At 59.7% G+C, this 20,744-nt stretch carries 14 protein-coding genes and 3 tRNA genes; 9 read left to right on the top strand and 8 right to left on the bottom strand.

Going from position 1 to position 20,744, the window contains the following annotated elements:
* Nucleotides 1-165: 165 nt before the first annotated feature.
* The 4 genes from LOH53_RS05170 to LOH53_RS05155 all read right to left on the bottom strand — a co-directional run bounded on the left by LOH53_RS05170 (nt 166) and on the right by LOH53_RS05155 (nt 5,575).
* Entirely contained in the window at nt 166-3,012 is a 2,847-nt protein-coding gene (locus LOH53_RS05170; protein WP_230066662.1) for an ABC transporter permease family protein, read from the bottom strand.
* Nucleotides 3,013-3,076: 64 nt separating this feature from the next.
* Nucleotides 3,077-3,802, bottom strand: coding sequence for an ABC transporter ATP-binding protein (locus LOH53_RS05165; RefSeq protein ID WP_230066661.1), 726 nt, complete (start codon nt 3,800-3,802; stop codon nt 3,077-3,079).
* On the bottom strand, nt 3,799-4,416 hold the full coding sequence (locus LOH53_RS05160) for a PadR family transcriptional regulator (RefSeq protein WP_230066660.1): 618 nt from the start codon (nt 4,414-4,416) through the stop codon (nt 3,799-3,801). Before LOH53_RS05160 ends, LOH53_RS05165 begins: the two co-directional genes overlap by 4 nt.
* 175 nt (nt 4,417-4,591) lie before the next feature.
* Nucleotides 4,592-5,575 carry an NAD(P)H-quinone oxidoreductase gene (locus LOH53_RS05155; protein ID WP_230066659.1) on the bottom strand — a complete coding sequence of 328 codons (984 nt, stop codon included), beginning with the start codon at nt 5,573-5,575 and terminating at the stop codon, nt 4,592-4,594.
* Nucleotides 5,576-5,672: 97 nt separating this feature from the next.
* Here LOH53_RS05155 and LOH53_RS05150 point away from each other — a divergent pair.
* Nucleotides 5,673-5,760 (top strand) — tRNA-Ser (locus LOH53_RS05150).
* Nucleotides 5,761-5,898: 138 nt separating this feature from the next.
* Nucleotides 5,899-6,066, top strand: a complete 168-nt coding sequence (locus LOH53_RS05145; RefSeq protein WP_230066658.1) for a hypothetical protein — start codon at nt 5,899-5,901, stop codon at nt 6,064-6,066.
* A 124-nt stretch (nt 6,067-6,190) separates the two neighbouring features.
* Here the strand turns inward: LOH53_RS05145 and LOH53_RS05140 are convergent, their stop codons facing one another.
* Nucleotides 6,191-8,161, bottom strand: coding sequence for an FAD/NAD(P)-binding protein (locus LOH53_RS05140; protein ID WP_230066657.1), 1,971 nt, complete (start codon nt 8,159-8,161; stop codon nt 6,191-6,193).
* Between the two features lie 59 nt (nt 8,162-8,220).
* On the opposite strand from LOH53_RS05140, the gene LOH53_RS05135 reads away from it, so the two are divergent.
* A complete protein-coding gene (locus LOH53_RS05135) occupies nt 8,221-10,320 on the top strand; it encodes a prolyl oligopeptidase family serine peptidase (RefSeq protein ID WP_230066656.1) in 2,100 nt (699 codons plus the stop codon).
* A 103-nt stretch (nt 10,321-10,423) separates the two neighbouring features.
* Nucleotides 10,424-10,511, top strand: a tRNA-Ser gene (locus LOH53_RS05130).
* 357 nt (nt 10,512-10,868) lie between these two features.
* Here the strand turns inward: LOH53_RS05130 and LOH53_RS05125 are convergent.
* The gene (locus LOH53_RS05125) at nt 10,869-13,064 is read right to left on the bottom strand and encodes a RecQ family ATP-dependent DNA helicase (RefSeq protein WP_230066655.1); all 2,196 of its coding nucleotides are present in this window, start codon (nt 13,062-13,064) and stop codon (nt 10,869-10,871) included.
* A 110-nt stretch (nt 13,065-13,174) separates the two neighbouring features.
* On the opposite strand from LOH53_RS05125, the gene LOH53_RS05120 reads away from it, so the two are divergent.
* The 4 genes from LOH53_RS05120 (at nt 13,175) to LOH53_RS05105 (ending at nt 16,782) form a co-directional block, all read left to right on the top strand.
* Nucleotides 13,175-14,587 carry a phosphomannomutase/phosphoglucomutase gene (locus tag LOH53_RS05120; protein ID WP_230066654.1) on the top strand — a complete coding sequence of 471 codons (1,413 nt, stop codon included), beginning with the start codon at nt 13,175-13,177 and terminating at the stop codon, nt 14,585-14,587.
* A gap of 13 nt (nt 14,588-14,600) precedes the next feature.
* Nucleotides 14,601-15,047, top strand: a complete 447-nt coding sequence (locus LOH53_RS05115) for a hypothetical protein (protein WP_230066653.1) — start codon at nt 14,601-14,603, stop codon at nt 15,045-15,047.
* A 3-nt stretch (nt 15,048-15,050) separates the two neighbouring features.
* Nucleotides 15,051-15,500, top strand: a complete 450-nt coding sequence (locus tag LOH53_RS05110) for an RrF2 family transcriptional regulator (protein WP_230066652.1) — start codon at nt 15,051-15,053, stop codon at nt 15,498-15,500.
* A 109-nt stretch (nt 15,501-15,609) separates the two neighbouring features.
* Nucleotides 15,610-16,782 carry a globin domain-containing protein gene (locus LOH53_RS05105; protein WP_230066651.1) on the top strand — a complete coding sequence of 391 codons (1,173 nt, stop codon included), beginning with the start codon at nt 15,610-15,612 and terminating at the stop codon, nt 16,780-16,782.
* A gap of 130 nt (nt 16,783-16,912) precedes the next feature.
* On the opposite strand, the gene LOH53_RS05100 is transcribed toward LOH53_RS05105, so the two are convergent.
* Nucleotides 16,913-18,757 (bottom strand): phosphoenolpyruvate carboxykinase (GTP), encoded by a 1,845-nt coding sequence (locus tag LOH53_RS05100; RefSeq protein ID WP_230066650.1) that lies wholly within the window; start codon nt 18,755-18,757, stop codon nt 16,913-16,915.
* Nucleotides 18,758-19,042: 285 nt separating this feature from the next.
* Between LOH53_RS05100 and LOH53_RS05095 the strand changes: the two genes are divergently transcribed.
* A tRNA-Arg gene (locus LOH53_RS05095) sits at nt 19,043-19,115 on the top strand.
* Nucleotides 19,116-19,330: 215 nt separating this feature from the next.
* Here LOH53_RS05095 and LOH53_RS05090 read toward each other — a convergent pair.
* On the bottom strand, nt 19,331-20,734 hold the full coding sequence (locus LOH53_RS05090; protein WP_230066649.1) for an ice-binding family protein: 1,404 nt from the start codon (nt 20,732-20,734) through the stop codon (nt 19,331-19,333).
* Nucleotides 20,735-20,744: the final 10 nt, after the last annotated feature.

Here is a 20,744-nt window from a genome sequence, read left to right as displayed (position 1 = left end):
CACCAGATCCGCCACACTGGGCTGATCAACCCGTGCGGGGCGGCAGCGGGATGCGAAATCTGCGTCATAGCTTGAGTCTCTCATAAGGGTTTGGCGCGGCAGTGCCCGGCGGCGAACGCGTTGTTTCGCCCCCGAAGAGGAAGTGCCTCTTCTTGCTCAAGCAGTTTAGGCTAGCGTCTCCCTCTTCGTCATGGGTAGATTGCCTTTTGTGAAGACCCACGCGGCAGCGGCACCAAACAGCGGCACCAAAACCACCAGCACACCCATTTGAAGCCACGGAATCACAATCACGAAGCCACGTTGGAGGGAAAGCAGCACCACGACTGGTATGGTCCCGGCAACAATCCCTAGTACCGTTCCCAGCAACGCACTCATGAGCGTTTGGGCACCGGAGAGAGACTTCCTTAGCCGGGTATCCGCGCCAACACTGGCCAGCGTTGCATGATCGCTACGACCATCGGCGAGCGCCAGACCCGCCGTGATACCAGCAGCACTAAGTGTAATGAGAGCCCCACCCAGAACAATGAGCCACAGGACCAGGTTGATGATTGCCGGCGGCCCCTTTTCTACATTAATGCTGCCGAACGGACCCAAAAAGGGGGCCAGTGAAGCGGACACCCTGTCCCCGGCAGCCGGGCTCAGCGGCCCGTCCAGCGTCACCAAGAGTGTCCGCTCTTCCACGGGCATGCCCATGGCCTTCGCCGTTTCGGGAGAAACTACACCATAGAAATGCAAGGGTTTAGCTGGCGAGTCAACGACGGCGGGCAGCGTTTTGGAGCTCAGTGGCAAGTAACTTGGACGCAGGTACGCCGGGCCGGCAACTGACTCCCCGCCGTACATTCCATTGCTGCGGCTGGTTACAGCGCGGAAGTCAACACTAATCACGGTGGCGTTGCCGCCGTCGCCGGCATAGATCTTGTTGCTCAGGACTATCCCGCCGGTTTTAAGCGCCGTCTTGGCGGCGTCGCTCGGGGCATGCCCGAGCAGAGCTGCGAGTTCCGGTTCACCACCAACAACGATGGGCGGCAGGGCGGTACCAAAGCTGGTATTAGCCATGGCGCCGTTGCAACGCCAATCGGAAAAGTCCTTTGGCCCCCCATCCTTGGCCAGTTCGCAACGATTGGCCGGTGGTTCGGCTAGCACCCAGCCAACACAGGGCTTCTCGGTATAGACGCCGGCCTCGCTCAGAGTGCCAGATGGGCATCTATTAGAAGGCAGCCCACCACGCAGGACATGTGTCACCACATCGGCACCCAGGGAAGTTTTCAATGCCGAAATGACTTTGGCGGAATCCACCGTGACAAGGGTGGGCCCCGCCGCAGCATCCTTGCCCGCTCCCGCCTCCGCTTGGCCCGAATCTTCATACTCCAGGGGCAGGCCGGTTTGGTTGACGTTATATTGCCATCCGTAATAATCACTTGCTTGCTGCAAAGAACTGGCTGCGCCGACCATGAGCGCCCCCGACAATGTGGCGGCGGCCAACACCGCTGCGACGGCGGGCACAGTCCTCCCGCGATTCCGCGCCGAATCCCTCGCCGCCATGCGCAACGCCACCGGGAGCCAAGCAGTCCGCGCCGTCAGAAGATCAATGATGCGACCGGTCAGCGTGATCAGGGCAAAGACCAGTAGCACGGCCCCGGCGATGATGAGCCCTATATATAAGTTCTGCCAATTGGGCCTATAGGGATCGTTGCGTATAACTAGAGCAATAGCACAGCCTGCTGCCATGGCCAACACCGCAAGAATTATCAACCCAAACCCGATGCGCACGGCCCATTTGGAAGAAGCTTGCGCCGTCCGCCCGGACTTCAACGAAGACAGTGATGCCTCCTTGGACACGGAACGGGCTGGTACCAGGGCCGCAAGCCATCCTGCGACGAGCCCCACACCGACGAGCACCAGCACGCCTAACCATTGAAAGTGAAGGCCTGAAAAGAAGGCAAAACCGCCGCCCAGAACTATCAGCACCACAATAGCGGCAGCTACGCTTCCCAATACTGCGCCGACGATCCCACCGGCTAAACCTAGCCACAGGCCGCTAGCCGTCACGATCAACCGCAGCATGCTCACCTCTGCTCCCGATGCGGCTATCAGTGCCAGGTCCCGCTGCTGTTTCCGCGCCCCCACAGCAAACGCAGCACCGGCCAGTAAACCCACCTCCAGAAGTGCCAGCACTCCGATAAGTGCGCCCATCAAAACAAAACTCACAACAGTTTGTTCTCGTGAACTTGAGTCCATGTCATTGGGTTGAACAGGCCGCTCAGCACGCGAGGGTGGGTTCAATAGCAAACTACGCGAGGTGACCTGAACGCCGCGGGTATTGAACACTTTCGCGTCGGCCCAGGTGAGCGGCCGTTCCCCCACCAAGTAGACGGTGGAATTAGCACCATTTGAGGACAACGCCGCTGGAGCCTGTTGCGGAGTCAGATACAGCACAGAATTACTATCAGCAGTCCCTGCGTCGCGGACCTTGCCCACCATTTCAAAAGTGCCGGCCGACGTCGTCAGCTTCTGTCCTGGGGTGAGGCCGAAACGGGTAAAGAGCCCAGGCGAGCCCAGCGCCTGGGCCACACCTGTGGGCGCTGCCCCGTCCACTAAGCTGAACTTCCCTGCAAAGGCCGGGTCTAGGACGGTGGTGACAGTGGTCTGCAGTTTCACCTGGGCTTGGCCGACGGGACTAGTCACCTGTGTGGCATCGAATCGGATGGCCCGGTACCCCGCCGGAATGACGTCCCCGGGAGCCGCGGCGACAAACTTTTCGTCAGGCTCGCCCGATCTGGAGGCAAACGCCAGATCCCCGCGTACTGACTGAACGGTGGTGGCATTGATTGCCTGAAGACTACTGAGGCGCCCTTGCGTTTGCCCCAGAGAGTGCAGCGCCGTTTCGGCAGGGGTCGCGAGCAAGCTCTGCCCTGCAGTCGCGGCGAAGGAGAGTCCAAAAATCGGCAACGCAATCAGAGCCAGGATCAACCCTGAGCGGCCCTTGTGGCGGAGGATATCCCGCCAAGCCATGGTCAACGCCAAACGTAGGCGTTGCTTTGCACCCCCCTTTACGGGGGTAAGATCCAGAGCCATCTCAGTGTGCCAAACCAGTCAGCAGGACTGCGGGGTCGTGCTGGGCGGCTGCTTCATCAACGATCCGCCCGTCACGCAGGAAGACTACCCGGTCCGCCCAACCTGCATGCCGCGCTTCATGAGTGACCAGTACGACGGCGGCACCTGCTTCCGCACGCCCGCGCAGCACTTCTAAAATGCTGTCACCGGTATTTGAATCCAAGGCGCCCGTGGGCTCATCGGCAAGGATCAGCCGGCGTTGGCCCACAATGGCACGGGCTATGGCCACCCGTTGCTGCTGCCCCCCGGACATTTGGTCCATGAAACGGTCGGCCAACTGCTCAATATCCACTAGCCGCAGAGCGTCCATGGCCTGCCGGCGGGCCTTCCGTGCTGGTATGCCATCCAATTCGCGTGGCAACGCCACGTTCTCCACAGCTGTCAGCGTGGGCACCAAGTTAAAATCCTGAAACACGTAGCCCACCGCTCGGCGACGCAGCCGGGCCAGTTCGTTGATGCTCAGCCCGCTCAGCGGAGTACCTTCGACGAATACTTCGCCGCTGGTGGCTTTATCCAGCCCGCCCGAAAGCGTCAGCAGGGACGACTTTCCCGATCCTGATGGACCCATAACGGCCACAAACTCGCCAGCATGGATGGTCAGGTTGACGTTGCGCAACGCCGCCACAGCCGTGGCACCTGCACCGTAAGTACGGTTGACTCCCGCAAGTTGAAGAACTTGGCTGCTCATTTGATAACCGCCGCGTCGCTGGCGATAAGGCCAGGTTTCCTGCTGGTCACTCCCGCACGTTGGTTCACTCCGGCACGCTGGGCCATCCAGCCTTCACAATGATCTAGCCAGCGAATCTCCGCCTCGGTAGCAAAGATGAGAGAGTCCAAGACCAGCAGCCATGCGGTGTCGTTGCTCCCACGCGTGAACGAGTTGGCTCCCGTAGTGCCCACGGCCGCCCGTCGCTGACGGGTGTAATCCTGCAGTTGCCTTATGGAGGCGGTGCGCTGGGTCTGGATGACCGCGGTGACGTTGACGCACTCGACGGTCAGCGCAAGGGCCAGCTTGATGGCGAGTTCATTGCGCGGCGGATTAGTTTGTGCCACCGGCGCCGCAAACCACTCCGCCACTTCGGCCCGCCCCGTGTCGGTGACGCTATAGACCACATGGCCTTCGCCATCGTCACCGTCTTTTTGCACCAGAGCATCACGTTCTAAGCGGTCCAAGGTGGTGTATACCTGACCAATGTTCAACGGCCAGGTGGCTCCGGTTCTCTCTTCAAACTCGCCACGCAATTGGTAACCATAGCGCGGCCCTTCTTGCAACAACGCCAACAACGAATGTCTGATGGACACATCTACTCCTGTGTTTGGCGCGGCCGCCCCCAACGACGCCCGCAACAACGGCATACATACCGAGTATGTTCTAGAGTAGCTACCGGGTATGCATTGCGCAACACTAACTGTTTGCTTCCGGAACGACGCCGGTATTCGGCGCAGCTGTCCGCTCTAGCTCCTACCTGCTGCAGCGTTAAAGAGTGAGCAAGACCTTGCCGACGTGCGCGCCGGAGTCAAAGTACGCGTGGGCGGCCGCAGCCTGCGCCAGCGGAAACGTTTTATCGACGATTATTTTCAACCCACCGTCTTCCACCAGAGGCCAGACATGCTCACGTACACCGTCCATAATCTTCGATTTTTCCTCCGCGGGACGGGCTCGCAACGTAGTGCCGATGACGGCCGCGCGCTTGGCCATGAGAGTGCCAAGATTAACCTCCGCCACCGCTCCGCCTTGCAACCCGATCACTACGAGCCGGCCGTAGAGTGCCAAGGCGTCGACGTTCTGTGCCAAATACTTGGCCCCGACGACGTCGAAGATCACGTCCGCGCCAAGACCGCCCGTAAACTCTTTCACCCTCTTCACGAAGTCTTCGCTGCGGTAGTTGATGGCAAGATCAGCACCCAAATAGCTGCTGAGCATCGACACTTTTTCCTCACTACCAGCCGTGGCGATGACACGAGCGCCAGCGGCCTTAGCCAGTTGCACTGCCATGACACCGATGCCACCCGTGCCACCGTGGATCAGCACTGTTTCTCCCGGCTGTAGTTGGGCCGTCATGAACAAGTTGGAATACACGGTGGCAGCAACCTCCGGCAACGCCGCTCCCGTGACAATGTCCACACCGGCTGGCAGTGCCAGGACCTGGCCAGCAGGGACCGCAACCTGCTGGGCATATCCACCCCCGCTCAGCAAGGCCAGAACTTTATCCCCAAGGGAAAACGGCCGGGTCACATTGGACCCGAATCCTGCAATACGCCCGGAGACTTCAAGCCCTAAAATATCCGACGCACCAGGAGGCGGAGGGTAAGAGCCTTGGCGTTGAGCAACGTCTGCGCGGTTGATCCCCGCAGCAATAACATCAATGAGGACTTCGTCAGCACCCAGCGCCGGCGTGGGCACATCTGCTAGTTCCAAAACCTCCGGACCCCCGGGATGGCGGGCAATTACTGCCTTCATGGCTTTCTCCCTTTGTTCCTTCACGAGCAAAAATACAGCCTGGTTCAGACGGTCACTTTGGTAGCACCGCCCTGCTTATGAAACACTACTATCGTAAGGAAGGTTGTCCGAGCGGCCGATGGAGCTGGTCTTGAAAACCAGTGTGCGGTAACCCCGTACCAAGAGTTCGAATCTCTTACCTTCCGCGCAGACGAAGAGCAGCGGCCCCGGCACCGGGGCCGCTGCCCTTTTTGTGTCAAATCATCAATGATTCTTTGGTTCGAAAAACACTCATTTCCCGACAACCATCCAGCGTTTACTTGAACGCAAGGTTGCGTTCATGAGTGGCTCACGTCGAGGTGCTTGGCTCGAATACGTTCCTGCAGAATCGTGCGAGGGATCTCGCCACCACGGGAGCTTCCATCTTTCCCCTGGGACTGGGCGCCCTGGTCTTGCTCGGCGCAGGTGTCGGCGTTGCCATGGCTTCGCGCCGCAAGACGGCACGCAGCTAGTCCGCTCGTTCTGAGCGCTCGCGGAGAGTGGCGGCGTGCCAAAATGGTGGCGGCGTATGAAATTTCATACGCCGCCACCATTTTGGCACTCCCTCAGCAAAAGGACGATCCACGCCGGACCCAATCAGGCCAAAATGTCCGCCGCGATGGCGTCCGCGTCCAGCACAGTGCGGTATCCGCTGCGGTATTGCGCGCCAGCCTGAGCGGCGATTGCCGTCCCCCACTGCACCGAGGAAAGTTGCAATCCCAGCACGTAGAGCCCAGGGACAGGTTTGCCAGCGCCATCCAATGGCCGGTACGGAGGGGCTGAAACGTCCAGCCCGCTCGTGACGACGGCACCGCCGTCGGCCGCCAACATGACGCGCGGGCGTACCAAACCGTCCGCCAGCAGTTTGTTCAGCAATGCCGACGCCGTACCCGCTACACGGTTGGCGGGGGCCAGCGCTTCCACCAGGTGCCGGGCCCGCCACGGTGGCGCATCCACCCACGGCGAACTCGCCTCGAAGAGCCCGTGCTTGACTCCGAATATCGGGTCTGGGCCCACGAAGTGAACCACACCGGCCCGCACCAAGGCGGCCAGTTGCTCCACGCGCAGCGCCGGCGGCCCACTCGCTAGCCCCTCCACAAATCCTTCAAACCATCCGCGCAATTCGCCGAGCCAAGACTCCTGGGTGATCCCGCTGTCAGCGACAAGTGATTTGATGATTGCTCGGCCAGCGTTTAGCGCACCAATGGCCATCTTCACCGGGTCTTCTTCGCCGCGAGCCGAGCCCGCAGCATCCTCGATCAAATAGTCCAGAACGGCCGCATCCAACCCAGCCTGCGAACCGAAACGATGCGTTCCCCCAGAGGTCAGAGGGCGCCTGGAAAGCGGCCTGGCCAGCGCCGCAAAATCCAGGGCGTGACCCTCGATCACACCTCTGCTGGTGAGTTCCTTGAGGCGGTCGGCCCAGTCTCGGGAGCCGTCCTCGAGCCCGGAATGGAGCAGGGCATCCAGCTCCACCAAGAAACCTGGTGCCAACGCGCGCTCACGGGTGCGAGCCAGCGTGGTGTAGTAAGCCCACAGAGTGTCCCTGTGCAGCAGCGGCCAAATATCGTGGTCGAATCCGGCGGTGGCACCCATGTCCCGAATGGCAGACACCGCGTCCTCGCACAGGAAACGCAACTGGACGCTGGCCGGATAATAACTCTCCAGCTTGGCCTTGGCACGGTAAGGCGTACCCCGGCGCGAGGCCCCGACGATCACCGGCTCCCGACCCGAGGGAACGTATTCCACAGCATCCCCGGCACCACGTCCGGTGGACTCAAAACGGCCGCCTCTGCCTTCCGTGAGCTGGCCCAGAACATCAAAAAAGTTCAATCCCATGCCACGGACAAGAACTGTTTCGCCAGCGGGGAGTTGCTCCCAGTCAACGTCATTGGGCACAGCGGGCGGCAGATAACTTAGACCATTGGCCCTGGCCTCCTCGCGAAGCTCACGCTGGACCGGACTCATTTTGGCCTCCACATGGCCCAACGCCAGCACCACGTAATCTGCCCGCAGCGATCCGCCGCTTAAAAGTTCGACGTCGTACCCGCCGTTGGCGTGATTCCGCGCCACCCGCTTGGCTTCCGTGGTGTGAACTTCGAGAGTGACGCCGTCGGGCAGTGATTCTCGCAACTGGGCAAAGCACCATTGCAGATACCGCCCGTAAAGTGCACGGCTCGGGAATCCGGTAGCGGCGAGCGCTGCCAGTTCCTCGCGGTCCCCACAACTGAGCTCCGCCGCGGCAATTGAGCGCATTCGCTCGCGCCATTCGTTGAAACTACAGCCAGCTACTGGCAGCGCCGCAACTCCCCGATCCGGGATTAGCGTGGGAAAAAACGATTGTGTATTCATCAAGTAAAGCCGCGACTGGTCAGTGCGCCAGACGTGCCCTGCACCCGGTGGGAAAGGATCAACCAAGTGGATGTGGAGGGCAGGCTTATTTTGGCGGGGCGCAGTGGCTGCCATTGACTGCCTAGCCGCGAAGTGGGCTAAGAGCCGTTCCATGACTGACGTCCCGCGGGGCCCTGCCCCCACAATAACCACCGACGTCCCACCCAAAGTTTCCACTCCTTGAGCTTAACGGAAAGGACCCTCCGGCGTACCCATCCCATGCCTAGGATGGGACCATGACTGAATCCTTCCCCGAGATTGCCGAGCAGCCCCACGACGAAAACCTGTGGCTGGAGGACATCCACGCGGAAGCGGCCATGACTTGGGTCCGCGAACGCAATAGCCGCACTGACGCAGCCCTCATAAATCCCGCCTATACGGCCCGGGAAGCGTCCGTAGTGGAAGTGCTTGATTCCACTGACCGGATCGCCATGGTCTCCAAACGCGGCGCCTGGTACTACAACTTTTGGAAGGACCACAGCAACCCACGAGGACTGTGGCGGCGCACCGACTGGGCAAGTTACGCATCCGGAGCCCCTGCGTGGGAAGTGTTGCTTGACGTTGACGCGCTGTCTGCCGAGGAAGGCACAGACTGGCTGTGGGCAGGGGCGTCCATGCTGCGGCCCACTCCAGGAGAGGAATACCGTCTGGCCATGGTGGCACTGTCACCGGACGGCGGCGACGCCGTTGCCTACCGCGAATTTGATGTGACCACCGGGGCGTTTGTTCAGGGCGGTTTCCAGCTCCCGACGGCGAAAACTCGCCTCTGCTGGGTGGATGCTGACACGCTGTTCGTTGGAACGGACACCGGCGATGGTTCCATGACGGCGTCCTCATATCCTGCCGCCGCACGTGTGTTGCTGCGCGGAGAAACAATGACAGCGCTGGCAGCCAAAGAAGCAATGTTTTCAGTGCCCTTGGACCACCTCAGCGGTGGAGTGTCTCATGACAGCACTCCCGGCTATGAACGGGACTTGGCCTACGACGTCCTGGACTTCTTCAACAGCCGCAGCTATCTGCGGGTCGGGTCTGACTGGGTGCACATTGACGTTCCGGATGACATGAACGTTTCTCTCCACCACCAATGGCTGTTACTGCGCCCACGCACAGATTGGGTGGTGGGTGACACCGTCCACTCTGCGGGAACCCTGCTGGGCATTGAACTCGCTGCCTTCCTGGCTGGCAACCGGGAAATCGTCACCATCTTCACTCCCACACTTTCTCAGTCACTGCAGTCGTGGAGCTGGACCCGAGACTTTTTGCTCCTGAACGTGCTCGCGGATGTTTCCTCCTCGATCCTGGTCGTGGACCCGGGTGCTAGCTGGGCAACTGCACCCTTAGACGCTTGCCCTCCGCTGCACTCGGTGGAGGCGTACGCCGTCGATGACGAGGACACAGAAGGCGGCAATGACTACTGGCTGGTCGCCACAGGATTTTTGACCCCCACCACGGTATTGCGCGGCACTGCGAGCGCACCTGGCACCCCATCCGGGCAACCGGCACTGGTCCGGGAGGCGCCGTCGTTCTTCAATGAATCCGACTACAGCGTGGAGCAACACTTTGCCACGTCCTTGGACGGAACCGACATCCCTTACTTCCAAGTTGGCCCCAAAGGACTGGTCCTCGACGGGGAGAACCCGACCCTGTTGAGCGGCTACGGCGGCTTTGAGGTCTCGCGCACGCCCGTGTACAGCGGCTCCGTGGGGCGCACGTGGCTGGAGCGTGGCGGCGTATACGTGGTGGCGAACATCCGAGGTGGCGGTGAATACGGACCGCGCTGGCACACGGCGGCCCTTCGAGAAAACCGTCACCGGGCCTATGAAGACTTCGCCGCGGTAGCACGCGACCTCTCGACGCGTGGAGTAGCCAAGCCAGAACGCTTAGGCTGCGCCGGCGGCAGCAACGGCGGCTTGCTGGTAGGCAATATGCTCACGCGATACCCATCCCTGTTCGGCGCGGTTTCTTGCGGTGTCCCACTCCTGGATATGCGCAGGTACACCAAACTCTCCGCTGGAGCCTCTTGGATTGCTGAATATGGCGACCCCGATGTGCCGGCAGACTGGGAATTTATCAAGACCTTCTCCCCGTACCACCTCCTTCAGGCTGGAACCGCTTACCCTCCCACGTTCTTTTGGACCGCCACCTCGGATGACAGGGTGGGGCCCGTGCAAGCGAGGAAAATGGCGGCACGCATGACGGCGCTGGGGGTTCCAGGAGTCTGGTTCCACGAGGCCTTGGAAGGCGGCCATGCGGGTGCTGGCAACAACGCACAGGCCGCCAGGCTGCACACAGCATCACACGAATTCCTGTGGCGAGCGTTGACGGCGCAACTCTAGAATTGTGCTCCTAGGTGCCCCAGCAGCAGCCGTTTTGCTTTGTACCCCTTTCACTAGGTAAAGTTTGGGATGCTGGCGGGGGGCTTCTACCCCCTCCAGTGCTGGAGACGTGCCAGAGCGGCCGAATGGGCTTCACTGCTAATGAAGTGTGGGGCACAACTCCACCGGGAGTTCAAATCTCCCCGTCTCCGCCCGTAGAAAGTACCCCCGACCCGTTCGGGGGTACTTTTTTCTTGCCCTGTTGGCAGCCTGTCTGTTCTCAACAACGAAGAGCCCACTGCCTTCCTTGCCCAAAGCCCACTGCCCTGATGGACCACCGGAACCTCTATCGCCGTCGACGGCGGCCTGCAAGGCCTCCGCCCGCTCCCGCCGGCCAGTAACAGTCAGTAACAGGGGTCCGGCCACCCCCAACGCTCGGTTACTTTAGGGTCACTTTTCCCTGACGCTCGGTTACTTTAGGGTCACTTTTACCAAACGCTTTCTCACCAAGTAACCGAGCGTTCCCAAAAACACACCCGAAAGTAACCGAGCGTTGAGCCGTGGGGGTTTTACCCGGCTTGGGCTATAACCAGAGGCAGGACTTGGTCCACACCTGCCAGGCGTAGTGCGCGGGCAGCAACTGTCAGGGTCCACCGGCTATCCACAAGATCGTCGATGAGTAGTACCGGTCCACGTCCGTAACCGGCAATGGCGGCCTCAAGTTCCGGACCCACAATAAAGCGATCCCACACCCCGGCCAAGCGGTAAGCACTATTGCCGCCACGCTGCCCGGTGGGGCCACCAAAGTCCAGTGTCAACTCGCCAAGATACGGCAGCTGGCCCACTTGGCACATCGCCGCAGCTAGGGAGCGCACCAGCTCAGGCTTGGAGCGTGATGGCATGGACACCACGGCTACCGGTCTCCCCTGACCTGCCCAGCGGGACTGACCCCAGTCGCGCAGAACGGCCACCATTGCCTGCGCCACACCGGAATCAATGGGCGCGTCCGGAACGCCTTGGGCAAACATCGCCCTCAGCGTGTTTCCCCAGCCAAGATCGGTCAATCTGGCCAACACACGCCCTGGACCCACCTGTTCTTCGGGCTTGATTTTGCCCTTCACGGGCACGCCTAACCGGTCCATTCCAGTGGGCCAGAGAGTACGCGGATCAATGGGCAGACCCGCATGGCTTAGCGACTCACTCGCGGCTTCAACGGCACCGGTGCCAATATCTGTAGGGAACCAGCGCCCGGCACAGCCGTCACAGCGGCCACAGGGAGCAGCCGTTGAATCATCAAGTGCGGCAGCGAGGTATTCCATCCGGCAACCCGTCATCTCCTCATAGACGATCATTGACTGCTGCTCGTCTATGCGGGCCTGCGCAATCCTCGCGTAGCGTTCGGCGTCGTACACCCACCGTTCACCCGTGGATTCCCAGCCTCCCTGAACCCTCTTCACGGCACCGTCCACGGCCAGGACCTTCAACAACAGCTCCAACGGAGTCCGCCGCAAGTCCACCCGAGCCTCCAACGCCTGCGTGGACATGGGCCGAGCAGTTTGGGCCAATGCCGAAAGAACAGCCGTAGCCTTATCCTCGGACGGCATGGATGCTGTGGCAAAGTACTGCCAGATGTCCGTGTCTTCACTCCCGGGCAACAAGAGTACGTCCGCGTTGGCACTGCCACGCCCGGCACGCCCCACCTGTTGGTAATAGGCCACGGGCGACGACGGCGCTCCGAGGTGGACCACGAATCCGAGGTCTGGCTTGTCAAAGCCCATACCAAGGGCACTTGTAGCCACGAGTGCTTTGACGTCGTTGTTCTTCAGGGCCTCTTCCAGAGCTTCCCGTTCCATGGTGTCTGTGCGCCCGGTGTACGCCTTGACCACATGGCCGGCCTCGGCCAATAGCCGCGCAGTGTCCTCTGCGGCGGAAACCGTCAGAGTGTAAATAATTCCGCTGCCCGGCAGCTCCTTTAGATGCGTTAGGAGCCAGCCAAGCCGATCGCGAGAATCCGCCAGCCGGAGCACGCCCAGACGTAGTGATTTACGGGCCAGAGGTCCACGGATAGTGAACACTCCCGTACCCAACTGTTCCTCGATGTCCGCAACAACCCTCGAATTGGCGGTGGCGGTAGTCGCCAGGACAGGCACCGTAGCCGGTAACTGGGCGATCAAGTCCGCAATTCTGCGGTAGTCCGGACGGAAATCGTGACCCCAGTCTGAGATGCAGTGGGCCTCGTCAATCACCAGGAGGCCGGTGCGTCGGATGAGCGTGGGCAACTGGTTCTCTCTAAAGGAAGGATTGGTTAACCGTTCAGGGGAAACAAGCAGCACATCCACTTCATCCGCAGCCAACGCCTGGGAGACCAGATCCCATTCGGTGGCGTTGGCTGAGTTGATGGCCATGGCCCGCACCCCGGCTCGTTCCGCCGCAGCGACCTGATCGCGCATCAACGCCAGTAAGGGCGAGACGATCAGGGTGGGCCCTGCCCCACGGGCACGCAACAGTAGCGAGGAGACAAAATACACGGCCGATTTACCCCAACCGGTGCGCTGGACCACCAAAGCCCGCCGTCCGGCGTCGACCAGTGCCTCGATGGCCTCAAACTGGCCGTCGTGAAAGTCCGCGTCATCCCGCCCGACCAACCTGCGCAGGACCTCGAGGGCATTGCCGCGGGTGGAAGTTGGATCGTGCGGCGAAGTGCCCTGCTGCGTCGAGTCGGAGAGCGAAGCGGTGGCCGATGAGGTGAACTGGCGCGAAGTCATATATCCAGTATCCCAGTGGAGTTGTGACACCACCGCCGCAAAGGCACAGACCTGTGGATAACTTCGCCAGACGATTCTCTGTCCGCACACGGTCCCGGTAATATGGAAGAGTGACTACTGCAAAGAACGTACCGGTTGACCTCTCTACGTCGTTCAAGGCCTATGACGTACGCGGAATTGTGGGCGAATCCATCACGGCCGAATCCGTCAAGGCTGTTGGCGCCGCATTTGTCGACGTGCTGGGTTTAGCTGGCGAAACCGTGCTCGTAGGCGGCGATATGCGCCCTTCTTCTGCCGATTTCTCACAGGCCTTTGCGGACGGTGCCGCAAGCCGGGGGGGCAACGTTTCGCTGTTGGGACTAATTTCCACCGACGAACTGTATTTTGCTTGCGGTGCTCTCAAAGCAGCCGGCGTCGTTTTCACGGCCAGCCACAACCCGGCTGAATACAACGGCATGAAGATGGCCAAGGCCGGCGCGGTCCCGGTCTCATCCGAAACCGGCCTGATGGATATCCGCGACCTGGCGCAAAAATACCTCGCAGACGGTATCCCGAGCGGTGAAAAAGGTAGCATCAGCGTCACTGACGTCCTGAAGGAATACGCCGAATATCTGCGCAAGCTCGTTGACCTTTCCGGCTCACGCCCCCTGAAAATCGTGGTTGATGCTGGCAACGGAATGGCCGGAATGACCACCCCCGCAGTCCTCGGCGATACCCTCTTGGCCGGGCTGCCGTTCGAGATCGTGCCTCTTTACTTTGAACTCGATGGCACCTTCCCGAACCACCCAGCCAATCCCTTGGAGCCGGCCAATCTACTTGACCTTCAAGCTGCTGTCGTCAAACACGGCGCTGACATCGGTTTGGCGTTCGACGGCGACGCTGACCGCTGCTTCGTCATTGACGAACTCGGCGCACCCCTCTCCCCATCCGCCGTCACGGCACTGGTGGCTCGGCGCGAAATCGCCCGAGCACAGGCCGCCGGCGAGGAACACCCCACCGTCATCCATAACCTCATCACCTCCCGTGCCGTGCCTGAATTGATCGCCCACGACGGCGGCCGGGCAGTGCGCACCAGGGTGGGACACTCCTTCATCAAAGCCACGATGGCCGCAGAAGGCGCCGTCTTTGGTGGCGAGCACTCCGCCCACTACTACTTCCGCGACTTCTTCAACGCAGACACGGGCATGCTGGCCGCCATGCACGTTTTGGCCGCACTTGGCGAACAGGGCGAGCCGCTCTCGGAGCTTGGGCGCGAGTATGAGCCCTATGTTTCCAGCGGCGAAATCAACTCCCAGCTCGCTGACGTTCCGGCCGCTGTGGCCCGGGTACGCGCCGCCTACACCAACGACGACGTCGCCATTGATGAGCTCGATGGCCTCACTTTCACCGCCAAAGACGGGCGCTGGTGGTTCAACCTGCGCGCGTCCAACACCGAACCATTCTTGCGTCTGAATGCCGAAGCCGTGGACGCCGTCACGATGGCAGACATCCGCGACGCCGTGCTTGAACTTGTTCGCCAATAACCCAAGGAGTCCAGTGGAAAACGATACAGAAGCAGCGGACGCACTAGTTCAAGAGGATCTGAACAAGCTCATTGGGACGGCCCTTGGTGTTGCTGGTGAGCAGATTCAAACTCATGGAGCATTTGTCCCGGTGGGCTTGGTGGTAGCCAACGACGGCGGCATCAGCTTGGTCGCGGTCTCTCCTAACACTATGGACGGCGAGGAAGAAACAGAGCTAGACGCCGACGCCATGATCGCAGATCTATTTGAGGCCTTATCCGCACAAAAGGATCAGAACCGAGCGGCCGCCGTCGTGTGTGACATCCATTTACCCGACGACTCCACTGACGCCATTCATGTCATGGCTGAGCACAGCAGCGGTGTTGGGGTCTCAGCAGTTCGTCCCTACCGGCAGGCACCCAGCGGATGGGAATTCGGCAATCCGTTCATGGAGCCCGGGGATCGGCAAATCTGGGCCTAAACCATGCGGCTTAATTCATTTTCTGACGTCAGCCTCCGCATCCTAATGGTGCTGTGTGTGGCTCCGGAAGCAGACCTATCTACTACCCGGGAACTTGCTGACGCGGTGGGCACACCGTACAACCATGTCAGCAAGGCGGTCTTGAAGCTACGGCAAATGGGGCTCATTGAAGCTTTCCGTGGGCGCAGTGGTGGAGTGCGTATCACTGCGGCCGGGCGGAATGCCACGGTGGGTGGTGTGCTGCGCATTCTCTCTGACCATTCAGACGTGGCGCAATGCCACGGCAGTATGGGCGATTGTCCCCTTATGCCCGCATGTGGTTTACGAGGTGTCCTGAACCATGCCCGCGAAGCTTTTTACGTTTCATTGGACCAGGTCACTATTTCCAGTCTTTCCGAGCCTCCGACTTCAGGGCCCATCACTGTGACATTGAACACGTCTCGCGTGCACTAATCCGCGCCGTTCCGGTGCTTTTCTACGACTTGTAGAAAATGTCGAATTAATTACGCATTTGAAATGCTACTTTGGTTAAGTCACCTCAACTTCGACCCAAGGAGTAACGATGCTTTCGGAAAAGTCTCGCCCGTTAATTTCTGCAACCCTGCCGTTGGTAGGCTCCCGAATGGGTGCAATCACACCAAACTTCTATTCCCGGATGTTTGCCGCACACCCAGAGCTTCTCGATGGGCTCTTTAGCCGCGCCAACCAAGGCAACGGCGAACAGCAGAAGGCTCTGGCTGGATCGATCGCAGGCTTCGCCACGGCTCTTATCGCCAATCCGGACGTCATCCCGGAGCAAATGCTCAGCCGAATCGCTCACAAGCACACCTCTTTGGGTATCACCGAGGACCAATACCAGATCGTCTATAAATACCTCTTCGAGGCCATTGCGGAGGAGCTGGCCGATGTGATCACAGCTGAGATCGCTGAGGCCTGGACAGAGGTCTACTGGCTCATGGCGGACGCCCTGCTCAAGATTGAGAGGGGTCTTTATGCCCTCCAAGCCAATGACAAAATATGGATGCCCTGGACCATTGTGGAAAAGATCCCCGCTGGTACCGACTGCATCACGTTTGTGCTCGAACCAGCCGATGACACCCCCGTGACAGTCGCCCGCCCCGGTCAGTTTGTCTCGGTGAAAGTCCCCGTCAGCGATGGTCTGCTCCAGTGCCGGCAGTACTCACTTTCCGCTGCCGTGGATTCCACCACGCACCGAATTTTTACCACCAAGCGCGACGACGGCGGCGAGGTCTCCCCCGTGCTGCACAACGCCATCAACGTCGGCGACGTCATCGAGCTCTCCAACCCTTACGGCGATGTCACCTTTGACGACGGCGACGGTCCGGTCGTGTTTGCCACCGCCGGTATCGGCTGCACTCCCTCAGCTTCTGCTCTGCGCTCACTCGTGGATAACGGCGGCGACCGCGAGGTACTTGTGCTGCACGCTGAAAAGAATTTAGAGGCTTGGGCTCTGCGTGAGCAAATGACCTCCGACGTCGACGCGATCGACGGCGCTCAGCTGCAATTGTGGCTCGAAGAGCCCGCCGATGGCTTCCATAAGGGCTTTATGACCCTTGAGGGTTTGGACATCCCGGCCGATGCTTCCATGTATGTGTGCGGGCCGTTGCCGTTCATGAAAGCTATTCGGAACCAGGCCATCAACGCTGGAATCCCGTCCACGAAGATTCACTACGAGGTCTTTGGTCCAGACCTTTGGCTTGCGGGCGCAAACTAATTCGCAGATAGTGTCAGTGATCAAGGCAAGAAGGGCCCCGGTGTTTCCCACCATTTGAATTGCTGGTGGGGAACACCGGGGCCCTTCTCAATGCGCACTGGTCTCAATGCGCACTGCGCAGCGCTGTACCTTACGCGCTAAAGCGCGTCTTCAGCGCTGCCAGCTGGTCAGCCATCTCCATCGGGAGGGACTCGCCGAAGCGGGCGTACCATTCGTCGATTCCTTTGAGCTCTTCTTCCCATTCGGACGGGACTACTGCCAGTGCGTCCTTTAGGTCTGCCGCATTTAGATTCAATCCCGACAAATCCAAGGATTCTGGGGTCGGTACAAATCCAATAGGTGTCTCCACTGCGTCTGCGGTGCCTTCAATACGCTCTATGGCCCACTTGAGCACGCGGCCGTTTTCGCCGAAGCCAGGCCAGGCAAACCCTCCGCTAGAGGTGCGCCGGAACCAATTGACAAGGAAAATCTTTGGCAGTCTGGCCTGATCTGCCCGGGCAGCGATACCAATCCAGTGCTTGAGGTAATCACCGGCGTCGTACCCGATGAATGGCAACATGGCCATAGGATCCCGGCGAACCACTCCCACGGCGCCGGCCGCAGCTGCCGTCGTCTCCGATGAAAGCGTGGATCCCATGAAGACGCCATGGCTCCAGTCACGAGACTGCGTCACCAAGGGAATGGTGGTCTTACGGCGCCCGCCAAAGAAGATGGCGTTGATTTCCACACCCTCCGGAGAGAAGTAATCCGGGGAGAGCATGTCCACCTGGTCAATCGGCGTGCAGAAACGTGAATTCGGGTGGGCCGCCTTGCGTCCCGACTCCGGCGTCCAGCTGTTGCCTTCCCAATCGGTCAGATGCGCCGGGACCTCGTCGGTCATCCCTTCCCACCACACGCCGCCGTCGTCCGTCAAGGCAACGTTGGTGAAGATGGAGTTACCCTTGGCGATTGCCACCATGGCGTTTGGATTGGTGGTCCAGCCAGTGCCTGGTGCCACGCCAAACAGGCCAGCCTCCGGGTTCACTGCACGCAGTTCCCCGGCTTTACCAAAGCGCATCCAGTTGATGTCATCGCCCAGGGTCTCAGCTTTCCAGCCCTCGATCGTGGGGTTAAGGAGCGCTAGATTGGTTTTGCCACACGCGGAAGGAAACGCCGCTGCGACGTGGTAACTCTTGTTTTCAGGGCTGGTGAGTTTAAGGATGAGCATGTGCTCGGCCAGCCATCCCTCATCGCGGGCAATAACCGAGGCGATGCGCAGGGCAAAGCATTTCTTACCCAGCAGCGCGTTTCCGCCATAGCCGGATCCGTAGGAGAAGATCGAGCGCTCCTCGGGGAAGTGTACGATCCACTTCTCATCGCTGCAGGGCCAGGTAACATCTTCTTGTCCATGCTCTAGCGGGGCCCCCACGGAGTGAAGTGCTGGGACGAAGAACGCGTTAGTGGCTTCGATTTTCGCCAGGACATCGGCGCCAATAGTGGCCATGATGCGCATGGAAGCAACTACGTAGGCGGAGTCGGTAATCTCCACACCGAACTTGGGGTCTTCCGCATCCAAGGGACCCATAACGAACGGGATGACGTACATGGTGCGTCCGCGCATGCTGCCGGCGAAGCGATCCTTGAGGATGCCCTTCATTTCCGACGGGTCCATCCAGTTATTCGTGAACCCGGCGTCGCGCTTCTTTTCCGAACAAATGAACGTGCGGGCCTCGACTCGGGCCACGTCTTTGGGATCCGAGAAGGCGGCAAAGGAGTTAGGGAAGAGTTCCGGGTTGAGTCTGGTCAATGTCCCAGCCTCTACCAACTCGTCTGTCAGCTCGGTATATTCACCAGATGATCCATTCACCCAACGAACGCTCTGCGGCGCGGTGAGCTCAGCAACTTCATTAACCCAGGCGGCAAGGCCTGCGTGGGTTGTCATTACCTGCTCAACAGATTCCTGCACTGGCGCGTGGCCCATCATGTATCCCTTCATTGGGTCAGTCAGTTGGTGTGTTCTAAATCTATGGCCCGCCAAAGCGCTAACGTGGATTAGGGACATGGGACGTCCGCCCGCCTGCCCTGACAAGAAGGCCTAGATCACGCGGTTTTTGCCTATTCTCGCAACAAAGATTTGTGATGTAGATCACCTAGACCGGTCTAGTGTCTAGGAACACCGCTCGGTCGATTTGTACACATCGGCACTGACGGGTTAGAGTTGTTCACGGCCCGAGAGGCGGAAACAAAAACTTTTGTCTAACTCTTGCTGATAACAAAATATGCGTGCGTAGCTCAACGGATAGAGCATCTGACTACGGATCAGAAGGTTGGGGGTTCGAATCCCTTCGCGCGCACTTTATAACAAAGAGTCCCAAGCTTCGGCTTGGGACTCTTTGGTTCTGCCATAACCGCAATACCAGGGTTAGCGGTTAGCTGCAGGTAAGTCCCGGCGTCGTACGCATGATGTTCATAACGAACTGAACCGGCCGGCACCCATCGTGAACCGGTCCCCCAATACGAACCGAGGGCTGGTTCTGGCTTGCTCATAGAACCATCAGATCCGGCTAACCTAAGGGATGGTGACAGATGTGGATACCGTGCTGATGGAACCAGACAAAGAGAGTGCGTGTCCGGCAAGGCTGCTATTGCTCTGAAATGCGATGTTTCCTGTGGCAATATAGTGACCCACGCTGGTGCTGTAGCTGCTGAAGGTGACGGCACCGGCGATCCGCCAGTAGATATTTTTTGCCGACGCCCGGTTAATAAGCCTCACGGTGCTATTGGCGGCAGCGGTGAAGGAATTGGCCTTGAAAATGAAGACAGCGCTAGGGTCACCTCGAGCATCAAGCGTAAGAGTGCCGGGAACCGTAAAGCCACCACTCGAGGATGCATAGACACCAGGGGTGATAGTTCCATTCAGTGTCTGGGACCTTGTCGTCCCAGTGGGCCGTGAGCCTGCGGCCGCATAGAGAGTCGCCGCATCAGTCTGAGCGTTTCGCGCACTCGCCGTGTCAGTATCTTCACTTCCAGACACATTCCAGAAATAGAAACCTGTGATGGTCGTGCCAGGACTTGTTCCAATACTGCCGCCAATATCCGTTCCACCGCCAAAAAAGCCGGTATTACTAATTCTTGTAGAGGCCAACAACGCGTATCCTGCCGCACGTCCCAACGACAATGGAGCCTGTGCGGCTATTTTCCAACTACTCGCTACATTCGATGTCCGCGTTGTGAACGCGGCAACGGTGCTAGGACGTGAGATCGCAAGAACCGCAGCAAGTGCGCCAGCACCCGTAAGCGCAAAGAACGCACGACGCGTGGAAACCCGTGAACTGTTTCTCGGTCCGGGGCGCTCTGGGGGCTCTGCGGGTTCGTCGAATATCATCGCACATAACGCTCCCAGCGTGAACAGAGCCCAGAGGAACAGCGGTAAATACTTCCCAATGCCCATCCAGTACCCCGGTAACCCCACGAAAGGGACGAGCACCCGTGCCTCACCAGTGATTTGCGCTCTGTTCAACGGCACGCTGTCCACGGACTCATTTGCGTCTCCGGCGGTGACGAAAGTGCCATCATCTCCCGCTGCGACCACGCGATGCAGCCGAAGCTTCGCGATACCGTCAACTTCCGCCTCTGGTGGACTGCGGAACTGGACCACTCGCCCCAGAGAAACCGGGGAACCCTGGGGCAGGGCAGTGGTAAGAACCACGTCTCCTGGCCGAATATGGGGCCGCATGGACCCACTTTGGACCACAGACGCATTCATGCCGAAGAGTGCTGGCACTAAAGCAAACGCGGCAAGTGTTAGGAGAAGAAACAGATAGATTCTGGCGCTGGTGACAAGCGCCAGCCACGTCCATCCCTGACGGAACGTGCTGCGTCGGACCCGAACACGCGACGGCGCCTCAGCGACCCCATGTACCTCAATGTCCTCGTTTGCCTCAGTGTCCTCAGTGTCCTCAGTTGGACTCATGAGCTAGAAG

This window comes from Arthrobacter cryoconiti (assembly GCF_020905375.1).
GTDB classification, from domain to species: domain Bacteria; phylum Actinomycetota; class Actinomycetes; order Actinomycetales; family Micrococcaceae; genus Specibacter; species Specibacter cryoconiti.
The sequence above is the reverse complement of the archived record's forward strand: the minus strand, read 5'-3'. Positions and strand labels throughout refer to the sequence as shown.

Bases quoted from the DNA above. Each gene is read 5' to 3' on its own strand.
- LOH53_RS05170 (WP_230066662.1), bottom strand. From the start codon at position 3,012: ATGGCTTGGCGGGATATCCTCCGCCACAAGGGCCGCTCAGGGTTGATC.
- LOH53_RS05165 (WP_230066661.1), bottom strand. From the start codon at position 3,802: ATGAGCAGCCAAGTTCTTCAACTTGCGGGAGTCAACCGTACTTACGGT.
- LOH53_RS05155 (WP_230066659.1), bottom strand. From the start codon at position 5,575: ATGAAGGCAGTAATTGCCCGCCATCCCGGGGGTCCGGAGGTTTTGGAA.
- LOH53_RS05135 (WP_230066656.1), top strand. From the start codon at position 8,221: ATGACTGAATCCTTCCCCGAGATTGCCGAGCAGCCCCACGACGAAAAC.
- LOH53_RS05125 (WP_230066655.1), bottom strand. From the start codon at position 13,064: ATGACTTCGCGCCAGTTCACCTCATCGGCCACCGCTTCGCTCTCCGAC.
- LOH53_RS05110 (WP_230066652.1), top strand. From the start codon at position 15,051: ATGCGGCTTAATTCATTTTCTGACGTCAGCCTCCGCATCCTAATGGTG.
- LOH53_RS05105 (WP_230066651.1), top strand. From the start codon at position 15,610: ATGCTTTCGGAAAAGTCTCGCCCGTTAATTTCTGCAACCCTGCCGTTG.
- LOH53_RS05100 (WP_230066650.1), bottom strand. From the start codon at position 18,757: ATGAAGGGATACATGATGGGCCACGCGCCAGTGCAGGAATCTGTTGAG.
- LOH53_RS05090 (WP_230066649.1), bottom strand. From the start codon at position 20,734: ATGAGTCCAACTGAGGACACTGAGGACACTGAGGCAAACGAGGACATT.